This is a genomic window from Thermoanaerobacterium sp. RBIITD, from assembly GCF_900205865.1.
Classification (GTDB): Bacteria; Bacillota; Thermoanaerobacteria; order Thermoanaerobacterales; family Thermoanaerobacteraceae; genus Thermoanaerobacterium.
Window position 1 is genome coordinate 3,066,038 of record NZ_LT906662.1, and the last position, 12,626, is coordinate 3,078,663.

Annotated in this window: 11 protein-coding genes, 1 tRNA gene and 1 other RNA gene; 10 read left to right on the forward strand and 3 right to left on the reverse strand. The window is 33.1% G+C overall.

Features of this window, described 5'->3' with window-relative positions; all coding sequences use genetic code 11:
- The first annotated feature begins 388 nt into the window (after positions 1-388).
- The 4 genes from CPG45_RS17765 (at position 389) to CPG45_RS14865 (ending at position 2,798) form a co-directional block, all read left to right on the forward strand.
- Entirely contained in the window at positions 389-586 is a 198-nt protein-coding gene (locus tag CPG45_RS17765; protein WP_255405079.1) for a copper amine oxidase N-terminal domain-containing protein, read from the forward strand.
- Positions 552-1,451, forward strand: coding sequence for a glycosyl hydrolase family 18 protein (locus tag CPG45_RS17770; protein WP_255405080.1), 900 nt, complete (start codon positions 552-554; stop codon positions 1,449-1,451). The genes CPG45_RS17765 and CPG45_RS17770 overlap by 35 nt, the downstream gene beginning before the upstream one ends.
- Positions 1,426-1,671, forward strand: coding sequence for a hypothetical protein (locus CPG45_RS17775; RefSeq protein WP_231968860.1), 246 nt, complete (start codon positions 1,426-1,428; stop codon positions 1,669-1,671). The genes CPG45_RS17770 and CPG45_RS17775 overlap by 26 nt, the downstream gene beginning before the upstream one ends.
- 236 nt (positions 1,672-1,907) lie before the next feature.
- Positions 1,908-2,798, forward strand: coding sequence for a DUF1002 domain-containing protein (locus CPG45_RS14865; protein WP_096232789.1), 891 nt, complete (start codon positions 1,908-1,910; stop codon positions 2,796-2,798).
- Positions 2,799-2,844: 46 nt separating this feature from the next.
- On the opposite strand, the gene CPG45_RS14870 is transcribed toward CPG45_RS14865, so the two are convergent.
- The gene (locus CPG45_RS14870) at positions 2,845-4,071 is read right to left on the reverse strand and encodes a M48 family metallopeptidase (protein ID WP_096232791.1); all 1,227 of its coding nucleotides are present in this window, start codon (positions 4,069-4,071) and stop codon (positions 2,845-2,847) included.
- A 135-nt stretch (positions 4,072-4,206) separates the two neighbouring features.
- Here CPG45_RS14870 and CPG45_RS14875 point away from each other — a divergent pair, with 135 nt between their 5' ends.
- From CPG45_RS14875 to CPG45_RS14885, 3 genes are read left to right on the forward strand one after another with little or no spacing between them, the layout of a single operon-like run.
- Positions 4,207-5,886 (forward strand): B12-binding domain-containing radical SAM protein, encoded by a 1,680-nt coding sequence (locus CPG45_RS14875; RefSeq protein ID WP_096232793.1) that lies wholly within the window; start codon positions 4,207-4,209, stop codon positions 5,884-5,886.
- Between the two features lie 13 nt (positions 5,887-5,899).
- On the forward strand, positions 5,900-6,634 hold the full coding sequence (locus CPG45_RS14880; RefSeq protein WP_096233649.1) for a glycerophosphodiester phosphodiesterase: 735 nt from the start codon (positions 5,900-5,902) through the stop codon (positions 6,632-6,634).
- 24 nt (positions 6,635-6,658) lie between these two features.
- Complete coding sequence (locus CPG45_RS14885; protein WP_231968861.1) at positions 6,659-6,931, forward strand: hypothetical protein; 273 nt, start codon at positions 6,659-6,661, stop codon at positions 6,929-6,931.
- A 624-nt stretch (positions 6,932-7,555) separates the two neighbouring features.
- Here the strand turns inward: CPG45_RS14885 and CPG45_RS17185 are convergent.
- Positions 7,556-8,368, reverse strand: coding sequence for an ISNCY family transposase (locus tag CPG45_RS17185; RefSeq protein ID WP_197702822.1), 813 nt, complete (start codon positions 8,366-8,368; stop codon positions 7,556-7,558).
- A 427-nt stretch (positions 8,369-8,795) separates the two neighbouring features.
- Here CPG45_RS17185 and smpB point away from each other — a divergent pair, with 427 nt between their 5' ends.
- The 3 genes from smpB (at position 8,796) to CPG45_RS14905 (ending at position 9,701) form a co-directional block, all read left to right on the forward strand.
- Positions 8,796-9,263: an SsrA-binding protein SmpB gene (smpB, locus tag CPG45_RS14895; protein WP_096232795.1), complete on the forward strand. Its 468-nt coding sequence runs from the start codon at positions 8,796-8,798 to the stop codon at positions 9,261-9,263.
- Between the two features lie 3 nt (positions 9,264-9,266).
- Positions 9,267-9,617, forward strand: a transfer-messenger RNA (tmRNA) gene (ssrA, locus tag CPG45_RS14900).
- An 8-nt stretch (positions 9,618-9,625) separates the two neighbouring features.
- Positions 9,626-9,701 (forward strand) — tRNA-Ala (locus CPG45_RS14905).
- A 538-nt stretch (positions 9,702-10,239) separates the two neighbouring features.
- Here CPG45_RS14905 and CPG45_RS14910 read toward each other — a convergent pair.
- A complete protein-coding gene (locus CPG45_RS14910; RefSeq protein ID WP_096232797.1) occupies positions 10,240-12,342 on the reverse strand; it encodes a glutamine synthetase III family protein in 2,103 nt (700 codons plus the stop codon).
- Between the last annotated feature and the right edge of the window lie 284 nt (positions 12,343-12,626).

The window sequence follows — 12,626 nt, forward strand, 5'->3', positions numbered from 1 at the left end:
AATTAGTATAAAAACGGCTTCTGCCTTTTCGTATTAGTCTTAGTAAAAGAGTGTAAAAAAACTTGGTATAGATATAAAAAATACTCAGCCAATTTATGCAAAATATCCGCAGAATTTTTAACTTTTTTATTTTTGTAATTGGAATTGTTACCAAATTGTAATATTAAATTTAATAAATTATTTATAAACGATGTATAATTATGGTTCACAATAATGATGAAGAAAATGTATGATTGTTTACGTTCTAAAAAAAATGAAGTTTGTTTTTTAAGGGAGGGGGTAGGTGTGAGGTATTTTAAAAATACTATACTATTGACATTTATCTGTCTAACATTGCTAATTTTTCATTCAACCAGTACGTATGCACAGCCAAATAGATGGACAGTTGGTGAATTTTACACAGAGCGCTGTCGTTAAAAATGGCAGTACAATGGTGCCATATAGGGATATATTTGAAAAACTTGGTGCCAGCGTTGACTATGATGCAAGTAAACAGACTGTAACGGGCATTAGAGGAAAGGAAAGTGTCAAGCTTACTATAGGTGATGCTAATGCCATACATAAATGGAATCAAAAAGAGTCTTAATGAAGCACCATTTATAGCTAATGGAAGGACAATGGTACCTTTAAGGTTTATATCCGAAGCACTTGGTGCGGATGTCAATTGGGATGAAAGTACTTATACTGTAAATATTTCTACAGATCCATATAAGTGCTACATACTTGGCTTTTATGCAGTTAGGTCGTATCCACAATTTAAAAGGAGAGCCGGGGATTTTAATGAAGCATCAGCATATTGGTTTGTTGTAAGTCAAGATGGGAGTATAAAGCTGTTATTGCCAAATGGGTATGAAGAAGTTAGAAAAATAGCTGATAAAAGCGGAACTAAACTTTCGGCAATGATAATGGGTGATAGAGCTGTAGTAAGCCCTATATTAAAAGATAATGTCAAGCGTGCCAATCTTGAAAACAACATTATCGAAACTGCATTAAAATATAATTATGATGGAGTAAACATAGACTTTGAGGGATTAGAAAGTGCTGATAAAGATAATTTTATACTATTTTTAAAGGATTTGAGGACAATGGCAAATAAAAATAATTTAAAATTGTCAGTTGTAGTGCCTCCGATAACAACGTACACAACATGGTATCAAGGATATGATCTTAAAGCTATTGGAAGTATATCTGACAGTGTTATACTTATGGCGTATGACTATCGCAATTCGTCAACAGATGCGGGTCCTATTGCGCCGTATTGGTGGGTAGATGATGTAATAAATTTTGCATTAAATAATGGTATACCGGCGGATAAAGCTTTGCTCGGAATAGATTTTTATGGATATGATTGGGCTGGCGATACAGAAGCTCAATCGCTTACATTGGACGAGGTAATCAATAAGTTCGGTGGTCAACCTTACAGATTTGATGAAAAGATATATATACAATGAAAATGGGGTAGAACATACAATATGGTTTGAAAACAGCGACAGTATAGATTTGAAACTAAAACTTGTAAGAATGCATGGACTTAAAGGTGTGGCTTTCTGGAGGATCGGCACAATTACAGAAAGTCAACTTCAAGGGTTTGATTTATGGAACGTGATAAATAAAGATATAACAAGGAATATGGAGTTTGCATTTATTGAGTTTGTTAGAAAATGCATTTAATATGAAACTGCAAAAATTATAAAAAAAGAATCTATTATGAATAAATTAAAAATATGTTTATTAATTCTCATGATTGCTTTGATAATTGGCGGCTGTAGTATTCAGAGCTCAAAAGTATAGATAATGGCAAAGGAGAAAAGTATAAATCAGAGTGGATTGTTTTAGATTAAATTTGAAAAAAATAAATAAAATGATTATAATTTTAGGGAAATAAAATTTAGGAGGAGATGTAGCTGATGTTGAAATTTATGAAGCACCTTAAAATCACAGTAACGATATTATTAGTTTTTACAACAGTTTTTACTATTGCATTTGCAGATACAAGCCCGGGTACACAGTACGTTACTTTCGGCCATGATCTCACTAAGGACCAGAGAGATCAGATGTTGAGAGATTTTAATGTTAGCGATATTAATAACATACACATAGTAGAAGTGACAAATCAGGAGGAACACAAATACTTAGGCGATAGCTTGCCTGCAAATGTAATAGGGTCTAAGGCTATTTCATCATCATTAATTACATTTAAAGCAAAAGGTTCGGGTTTAAGCGTAACTACACATAATATAACATGGGTTACTGATGATATGTTTAAAAACGCTTTGATAACAGCAGGTGTAGAAGATGCAGACATTGAAGTTTCTGCACCGTATCCCGTGTCTGGGACGGCGGCACTCACTGGCATAATAAAGGCATTTGAAGATGCAACTGGAAAACCCATAAGCGATGATGTCAAAAAGATTGCAAATGAAGAGATGGTAACTACTGGGCAGATTGGCGATAAGATTGGTGATAAAGAAAAGGCAGTAGAGCTTTTAAAAAGGCTTAAAGAAGAGATGTCTAAGCAGACAGGGAAACTTTCTGATGCAGAGCTTAGAAGCTTAATACAAAATACTGCAAATAGTCTAGGAATAACTTTAACGCAAGACGAAATAAGTAGCCTCGTTTCACTGCTTCGAAAATTACAAAATGCCAATATAAATTGGGATAAAGTCAAAAGCGGACTTGAAAATCTTACTACATCATTTAAAGACTTTGTAAATAAAAATCCTGAATCAAAATCCATAATAAAGGTAATTCTTCAGTTTTTTCAAAATATCATTAATAAACTGTTAAGCATGCTGTAAATTTTAATTAAAGTAAAATAAGGATGGTCATCATCCTTATTTTACTTTATAGATTTGACTTTTCGATGGCTCTTATTCTATTTATAGTGCTGGGATGGGTGTAAGAAAACCACTCTATAAATTTTGACGGTTCAATGTCAGATAAGCTTTTTTCTGCAAGGTCAACTTGAAGCTTAATGACGATATCTTTATTGTGCAGATACTGTACTGAAAGCAGATCTGCCTGTCGTTCCATTTGCCGAGAGATATAATTTTGAATTGGATTTGTATCAAAGTTAATCAAAAGCAGAAATAGATAAAGTAAGGATATGACAAAAGGTCCGTACTTGTTGCTGCGTGTTTGTGTTACACTAGTTTTTAGCAAAATGTCAAATATAAAAAGCATTGTGAAAATTCCTATTGAACCTATTAAAATGCTTTTTAAAACGTGATTTTCTTTCCAGTGAGCGGCTTCGTGCGCTATTACAGCTTTTATCTCATCTTGAGGGTATTTTTTTAATAATGTGTCGTAAAGAACGATTCTGCTTGTACTGCCGAAACCGTAGAAATATGCATTTGCAAGTGTAGTTCTTCTGCTGGCATCCATTTCTTCAACCCTGTCAATTTTTATTCCTGCGTTTTTTGATATATCATTTACCATATTTAAAATAACAGGGTCAGTAACAGGTGTAAATTTATTAAACATAGGAGCGATAAATGAGGGCCATATAAAATTTTGCAAGAAAAGCATGGCTGTAAGAAAAACAGATGCTAATATCCACCAAGTCATATTCCATTTGTTTAGTGCAAAAAATAATAATATTATTCCAATTCCAGAAAGTACAATGTCGATGGCTGAGCTTTTTATATAATCGATCCACCAAGATTGAAGCGTTTGTACTGAGAACCCCCATTTTACCTGCAGCTTAAACAAATATAAGCTGAAAGGCAATGATAAAACTTTTAAGATTGTCCACAACACGAGAAAGAAAATGAAAATACCTAAATAGTAATTTCTTCCACTAAGCTTTTCACACGCTTTTGAAAGTCGCAAAGCAAATCCTCCAAAGACGAACCATAATAGAAATATCAATTGGACTAAAAACGAAATGATATTTATTATCCTACTTTCTTTGTGATATGGTATAGATTTTTCTACTGTGTAATGAGAAAAAAACTTGTAAACATCAGGTGAAACAGTGTTTGGTGATAATATGTAATATAGGTATAATGAAGAAAATAACAATGCTATAAAAGTTAGCAAAAGCCATATTTTGTTAAACTTTACGCTCAATATTATCCATCCCTTCTTCAAAGATTACTGTGATTATATTATATTATATGCGTTATCGAAAATTAAATTATTTTATTGCTTTATTTGGATTTTCCTATGCTATAATTATATTAGATTATTTTTAGAGGTGTAGAAATGAAGACAGTATTGGTTGGGCTAAATGCTAAATACTATCATACAAATTTGGCTATAAGAAATATCAAGTGGTACTGTAAGCCAATGGAGATAGAGATATTAGAAATGACTATAAATGATGACACTGATTACATATTGTACGAAATATTAAAGAAGATGCCTGATGTGGTTGGCTTTTCCTGCTATATATGGAACATAGAAAAGGTTTTAAAGCTATGTGAATATATAAAAAAAGTAAAAAAAGAAATAATCATAGTTCTCGGTGGGCCGGAAGCATCCTACGATGCAGAAAACTTGCTAAAAATTAGTCAAATAGATTTTATTGTCTTAGGTGAGGGTGAAATAACTTTTAAAGAACTTTTAGCAAGGTTTTGTACTGGAGGAAATATAGATGACTTGGATGGTATAGCTTATAGGACCAATGAAAGTATAATAGTGAAGGCAAAAGCTGATTATGTTAATTTAGACGATATTCCATTTCCTTACTCTGATGAAGAAATTTCAGATAGACTTGTATACTATGAGACATCAAGGGGCTGCCCTTTTAGGTGTTCGTATTGCCTGTCATCGTTAGACAATAAGCTAAGATACGCAAGCATTGAAAAAGTAAAGGTGGATTTGAATGCACTATCAAAAATGGGTGCAAAGATTGTAAAGCTTATTGATAGGTCTTTCGACAGCAACATAAAGAGGGCGATAGAGATACTGAACATAATAAGAGAATTGAAAGGCGATACAGTATTTCACTGTGAAGTTAATCCTGAATTAATCAATAAGGAATTTATAGACAGCTTAAAAGGTATAGAGGATAGGATTCAATTTGAAGTTGGCATTCAAACGACAAATAAAAGCACGCTTATAAATGTATCAAGAAACCCAGATGTGGAGAGTGCGCTAAACGGTATAAAACTTATTGTGGATGCCGGTATAAAGGTACATGTAGATTTGATTGCGGGACTGCCGGGCGACAGCTTTGATTCGGTTGCAGATTCTTTTAATGACGTATACAAATTAAATCCTGATGAGATTCAGTTGGGATTTTTAAAGCTTTTGAAAGGAACGAACTTAAGGAAATATAAAGATAAATATGGTATAGAGTTTAGGAGTGATGCACCATATGAGGTTTTAAAGACAAGTACAATGTCGTATTATGAACTTCACGAATTAAAAAGTATAGCTTTTTTGGTAGATAAATATTACAACTCTGGAAGGTTTAATAAAACATTGAATTTCTTATTAAGCTTTTATGATGCACCATTTGACTTATATAAATCGATGTACGATTATTGGGAGAGTTACAATTTATTTAACAGAAGACATTCTTTAAATGATTTATACGACATAATGTATAAGTTTGCTGTTTCTAAAAGAATAGATTCTATGTTGATAAAAGATTATCTAAGGTATGATTACATGTTCTCAACAAACAACAAAGCTTATCCTAACTGTTTAAAAGATGTGTATCAGAAAATACCCGACAGTGTAAAGTCATTATTGCATGACGATGAATGGTTGCAGCATAATTTGCCTATGGCGAAAAATATGTCCAGCATAGAAAAAGGTAAAAATATCTCAATAGGATTTTTTAAACATGATATTTTAGGAGAAAATGACAAAGGCGTATATATTGCTTTTTTGCATTGCAAAGACAAGACCTATTGTGCAAAAATTTATGATTAAGGAGATTGATATTATGCCTGAAACGCTAGTTATAGCACATCGTGGAGATTCCAAGAATGCACCGGAAAATACACTATCGTCATTCAAAAGAGCTGTTGAAATCGGTTCGGATGGCATTGAGCTTGATGTTCAGCTTAGCAAAGATGGTCATTTGGTTGTTATACATGATGAGAGAGTTGACAGAACTACTGATGGAATAGGATATGTCAAAGATTATACATTAAGTGAACTAAAAAGGTTAAGCGCAGGTATAAAGTTCAGCAAAAGATTTGCTGGTGAAAAAATTCCTACTTTACCAGAGGTTTTAGAACTTTTAAAAAATAAAGATGTCTTATTAAATATAGAGATAAAAAGTGGAATAATCTTATATCCGGGAATCGAAGAAAAATTAATAAATTGTATATTTGATTATAATTTTGAGGATAGGGTGGTTATATCATCATTTAATCATTACAGTGTAAAGATTGTGAAAGAGATTGAGCCGAGGTTAAACATTGGTCTTTTATATGAATGCGGTCTGGTGGAGCCATGGTATATAGCAAATAGAATGCATGCTTACTCACTTCATCCTTTTTACTTTAATATAATTCCGGAGGTTGTGAAAGGGTGTAAATTAAACAATGTTAAGCTATTTCCTTGGACAGTTGATAGTATAGAATCAATGGAGAAAATGTTAAGGTTTGGTGTTGATGGCATTATTACAAATGATCCGCAACAGCTTCTGAATTTAAAGAAAAAGATAAATTAGTTTTGCATGATAGGAGGATAATAAATGAAGCCCAACAATTGGATGAAAAACATGACATTTAAAGAAAAAGCAGAATACATTTGGGATTATTATAAGATACATATAATTGTTGGTGCTGTATTGATTGCGATAATAACATCATTTGTCAATTCCACTATAAATAATAAAGATTATGTGTTTGATTTTTCAATTATTGGCACGTCAATAAACTTTGATAAAGAGATGAACTTTCAAAATACGGTTACAAAGGAGTTGTTAGGTACTGATAAAGGCAAGAAGCAGGCAATATGTCAATAGTCTGTGAAAATGTCACCTAAAAAAGAGCAAATTTATTCAGTAAAAATGTCCATGTTTAAATATGCTTTTATGTTTCAGTGATGGTAACAAATTTTTTCTTAAAACGAAGTAAAATTGTAGCAAAAGATTTTAAATTGATAATAATATAAAATTGTCGAAGAAGCCTTTTAAAGCACGCGTTAATTGTAGACATACTATGTATAGAATGTTATGTCTTGTAATCTATAGACATAAAAACATGCAATTTATTCTATACATATCTTTAAAAGAAAAGCCTTAAAAAGGCATAGGAAATTAAGCCTTGATAAATACCATCAAAGCGAGTATCATAATATATGACAATATTTTTCTATGCCCATGCACGCGTAGAATTGAAAAGCTGATTAAGCATTTCAACGATCTCACGATCGCTTTCTTCATACGCGCAATTGGGCTTCTTCTTTTGTGTTTGTCGCCATGGGGGATCAGCACTTGGCTTTACTATAGTCCGTTTTACAGCTTTCTCTTTAGATGATTTTAAAGATTCTTTTTTCGGACGTTCATCAAGAAGCAAAGTATCAATATAACATCAGCACACAAAGCTTTTTAAGCCTATTTTAGAACTGCTTACTTAAAACAGTAAGTTTAGCTTTGGGCATAGCTGGAGCCTTTTTTACCATTCTTGATAAGTTGATAATACTTACCCTTGTAAGAAAAAGCAGACCCTTCGATGATAGTACGTTCCTCCTTTACGCATAAAATATAATCAAGGTTAATATTAGAATCAAGTGGCCTAAAAGCAGACTCGGGATTTTCAGGTTCAACACCAAACTTTTCATCATAAGCAACAATAAATTGCGATAAAAAGGCATAAGCAGCTTCCATAGTGTCAATCCCATGAATCTTAAACTCAACAGGAAGCCTGTTTTGAAGCGTATCCCATAGCTTTTCAATGTGGCCTTTAGCTTGTGGAGAATTAGCCTTAATAATATTGATTCCAAGCTCTCCCATGGCTCTTTCGAACTGAGTAAGATTAACTGTCTTTCCCTCTAATTGCTCTTCTATAGATAGTTTACCACTATTAGGAGAGACAAAAATAGAGTGACGGTCACAATATATACTCATAGGGACAACATATTTGCTAACTATTTGCCTTATAATTTCAAAATACCCTTCCATACACTCGTTTGGAGCGAAGAAAAGAGCAAGAATTTCACCGGTAGCATCATCTATTGCCTCATGAAGAGTAAATGATTTACCTCCTATGATATACTCATGAGGAGAAGCATCAATCTGAACCAGCATTCCCTTTTGAGGTTTTCTCTTTCTTCGATGATGAGATTTACGCTTACGATGTTTTTTAGTGCTTTTAATACCCTCTTGAGTCAGGACCCTATATATTGTTGAATAACTCAGTTTAATATTTTCATGTTCCTCAAGCAGCTCAGAAAAATGCATGAAATTAGCCTCGATTGCTTTAATTCAACAATTCTAGTTCTGATTTCATCCAAAAGAGCGTGCTGAGGCTTCCTACCTCTATTTTTATGAATTATGAACGCAGGACCATCTTTTAAAATCCTCCTTTTAACCTAATTACTTGGCGTTCACTAAGCCCAGAAGCTCAGCAGCTTCTCTGATGATTATGACTTTATCAATAGTTTGATTGATAACTCTAAGACGAGTTATTTCTTTTTGAGTCATATTGAATATCTCCTCTCTCATATATGACATTTTATCAGAATAAATTCAATATGACATTATCACAGAATAACTACACGACCTGAGAAATATACTTGACATAGGCTTTAAATATGTTATAATATATTAGCAAGTGACCCTATTTGTTTTTGCAAGTAGGGTAATTTTGTAAAAAAGGTGTTGGCTTATGGTGAGTGAAAACATAAAAATATTAGCACAAAATAAAAAAGCAAGTCATGACTATTTTATAGACGAAGTTTATGAAGCCGGCATCGTTCTTTCTGGTACAGAAGTCAAATCCGTACGTATGGGAAAAGTTAACTTAAAAGACAGCTTTGCACGTATTGAAAACAATGAAGTTTTCTTGTACAATATGCATATAAGCCCATATGAAAAAGGCAATATATTTAATAAAGATCCATTAAGAACAAGAAAATTGCTTTTAAATAGACATGAAATAAATAAACTAACTGGATATGTAACACAAAAGGGTTACACGTTGATACCTATAAAAGTTTATTTAAAGCATGGTCTTGTAAAAGTTGACCTTGCAGTTGCAAGAGGTAAAAAACTTTATGATAAAAGAGAAGATATAGCTAAAAGAGATGCAAAAAGAGAGATAGAAAGGCATTTTAAAGAGAGACAGTATATTTAACATGGGGGTGTACTGGTTTCGACGGGGGTAGTTGAGGTAAAAGTAGCGGGTCGAGGTTCCATCAGCTCGTAAAACGGTGGATTTAAATATAAACGCAAACGATAATTTAGCTTACGCTGCTTAATTAATAAGCAGCCGTTCAACCTTTGATTCCCACATCAAGGGATTGGGCGTCGATTTAGTGGGGAACTGATTTGCCAAAGCTTTGAGGCAAATTGGATTTTATGAAGCTACCAAAGCGATTATCCTTTCACCGGGAGAATCGTGGAGGGAATTATAAAACGGTGAATGCACCCGGAGAAGCTTTTACTGTGGCACCTTCGGACCGGGGTTCGATTCCCCGCACCTCCACCATACATAATGGGGACGTAGCTCAGTTGGGAGAGCACCACAATGGCATTGTGGGGGTCGAGAGTTCGAGTCTCTTCGTCTCCACCAAGTAAAATGATTGTAAAAAACTATATAACAGCCATTTATAAAAAAGCTGAATAAACATAGAAAGAGATGTAACAAAAAGAAATTAGTTACATCTCTTTCTAGTATGCAATTATTAGTTTGGAGATATTCATCAAGTTATGTATACAACGATAGCTCTTTACATTACTGCTTTTTCTAATGATTCTAAAGCATCTTTAGGTTCTATTACGGCATTAAATTCGTCTCCTCTATAGTCATAGCATGTATGTCATTATTTTCAATATGAATTTGAGGTAGATTAACGGAAATTCAATAACAAACAATCGGAGGTTTAAGTGATTAACATAAAAACAGCATATCGATATATGCAGGAATTTTTAAAGATTTTGATTACGAACTGACACATCTAAAGTGGGTATAGCCAATGAAAAGAGAATAAAGAAGGTGATGTTGAATCAAAAAAGAATAAAAAAAGTAATAAGAAAGATAAATTAATGTTTTTCAATCAAAGTAAAAAAGCTATTGGATTTTTTTCCAATAGCTTTTTTCAATTTATATTCTATACATAGAATAGCATATCGGCATATGTCGGTAATGGCCATAAGTCTGCATCAACAAGAGTTTCAAGCTGATCTCCGACTTCTCTTAATTCATTCATTTTTACAAATACTTCATCTCTATAATAAGATGCAAGTTTAAATGAATCACCTTCTACATTGCTTGCTCCATTTACTGCATTTTCAAGATTTAATATTCTCTTTTTAAACTCTGCGGCAAGTGATGATACTTCATTGAGCAATACTGACTGTGCGTCAACAGTAACATTTAAACCAGTATCTTTAACAGAATTAATTGAATCAGCTATCTCCTTAGTAAACTTGATAACAGCAGGGAGCAATTGCCTCTTAGCTATATCAAGCATTGTCAATGCTTCTATATTGATTGTTTTTGTATAATTTTCAAGCATTATTTCATAGCGTGATTCTAACTCTACCTTGCTTAATACACCATGTTTTTCCATTATTTTAACATTTTTATCTTTTAATAGAGCAGGTATTGCTTCAACAGTTGAGCGGATATTTGGCAATCCCCTTTCTTGAGCTTCTTTTACCCATTCATCAGAATATCCATTCCCATTAAATATAACTCTTTTATGATTATTGACAATTTCTCTTAACAAATTTTGTACTTCATTATCAAAATTAGTAGCCTTTTCAAGTCTGTCAGCAATTTCTGATAAAACTTCTGCAACAATTGTATTTAGAATATAATTTGCGGTTGCTATAGATGCTGATGAACCAACCATTCTAAATTCGAATTTATTGCCTGTAAATGCAAATGGTGATGTTCTATTTCTATCTGTAGAATCTTTGTGAAGTGTAGGAAGTGTTGTAACACCTATCTTTAATTCTCCACCTTGTTTAGAATTTGTAGCACCACCATTTTCTCCGATTTGCTTTAATATATCTGTAAGCTGGTCACCAAGGAATATTGATATGATAGCTGGTGGAGCTTCATTTGCACCGAGACGATGATCGTTTCCGGGTGTTGCACAGGATACTCTTAATAAATCTGCATATTCATCAATAGCTTTTATCACAGAACACAGAAATACGAGGAACTGTGCATTTTCATGTGGTGTTTTACCAGGATCAAGGAGATTCAAACCGTCGTCTGTGCTCATGGACCAGTTATTATGCTTACCTGAACCATTTACACCTGCAAATGGCTTTTCATGCAATAGGCATACTAAGTCATGTCTTAGAGCAACTTTTCTCATTATCTCCATTGTTAACTGATTGTGATCTGTAGCTATATTTGTTGTGTTGTATATTGGTGCTAATTCATGCTGTGCCGGTGCTACTTCATTGTGTTCAGTTTTTGCAGATATTCCGAGTTTCCAAAGTTCTTCATTTAGCTCTTTCATGAATGCAGATACTCTTTCTCTAATTGTACCAAAATAATGATCTTCCATTTCTTGGCCCTTTGGTGATTTTGAGCCGAATAAAGTTCTTCCAGTAAGAATTAGATCTTTACGCTTTTCGTATAATTTTTTATCTATTAAGAAATACTCTTGTTCAGGACCAACTGTTGTAATTACCTTCTTTGACGTTGTATTACCAAATAATCTTAACACTCGAATGGCTTCCTTTGATAATGCTTCCATTGAGCGAAGTAGTGGTGTTTTAAGATCCAATGCTTCACCTGTATATGAACAAAAAGCAGTAGGAATGTAAAGAACATTATCTTTAACAAACGCAGGAGATGTACAATCCCATGCTGTATAACCTCTTGCTTCAAAGGTCGCTCTTAATCCGCCAGAAGGGAACGACGAAGCATCTGGTTCACCCTTTATAAGTTCTTTCCCTGAAAATTCCGTTATTACTTTTCCATCTGGTGTAGGTGAGATAAACGATTCATGCTTTTCTGCTGTAATACCTGTTAATGGTTGAAACCAATGTGTAAAATGTGTTGCACCTTTTTCGATTGCCCAATCTTTCATTGCATTTGCAACAACATCGGCTACCTTAGGGTCTAGTGGCAGTCCTTCATCGATTGTTTTCTTTAACGCATTATATGTTTGTTTAGGAAGGCGTTCTCTCATAACTGCCTCATTAAATACATTTTCACCAAAAATGTTTCTAAGTGAACTCTCTGACATAATAGATCCCCTTTCAAACAATATTTTACTTTTTAGATAAATTATAACAAAATAAAACAAGAGCAACATTAATACACTAAAGATACTAATGAAACGCCCTTGTTTCATTTAATAGATATTAAATTATCCTTTACTTCAATAATTTATTAAATGATAACATAGAATACATTTCTATGCAAGTATTTTTTGTTGATTGTAGACGTTATATTTAAAAAATTTTTGTATGTTTAATTTGTTTAATATGATAAAATATGTATATAAACCGAAATTAAAAGAAGGAAAAT

Coding starts and splice junctions, on each gene's coding strand:
- CPG45_RS17770 (WP_255405080.1), top strand. CDS start 552: ATGCCATACATAAATGGAATCAAAAAGAGTCTTAATGAAGCACCATTT.
- CPG45_RS14865 (WP_096232789.1), top strand. CDS start 1,908: ATGTTGAAATTTATGAAGCACCTTAAAATCACAGTAACGATATTATTA.
- CPG45_RS14875 (WP_096232793.1), top strand. CDS start 4,207: ATGAAGACAGTATTGGTTGGGCTAAATGCTAAATACTATCATACAAAT.
- CPG45_RS14880 (WP_096233649.1), top strand. CDS start 5,900: ATGCCTGAAACGCTAGTTATAGCACATCGTGGAGATTCCAAGAATGCA.
- CPG45_RS14885 (WP_231968861.1), top strand. CDS start 6,659: ATGAAGCCCAACAATTGGATGAAAAACATGACATTTAAAGAAAAAGCA.
- CPG45_RS17185 (WP_197702822.1), bottom strand. CDS start 8,368: ATGCATTTTTCTGAGCTGCTTGAGGAACATGAAAATATTAAACTGAGT.
- smpB (WP_096232795.1), top strand. CDS start 8,796: ATGGTGAGTGAAAACATAAAAATATTAGCACAAAATAAAAAAGCAAGT.
- CPG45_RS14910 (WP_096232797.1), bottom strand. CDS start 12,342: ATGTCAGAGAGTTCACTTAGAAACATTTTTGGTGAAAATGTATTTAAT.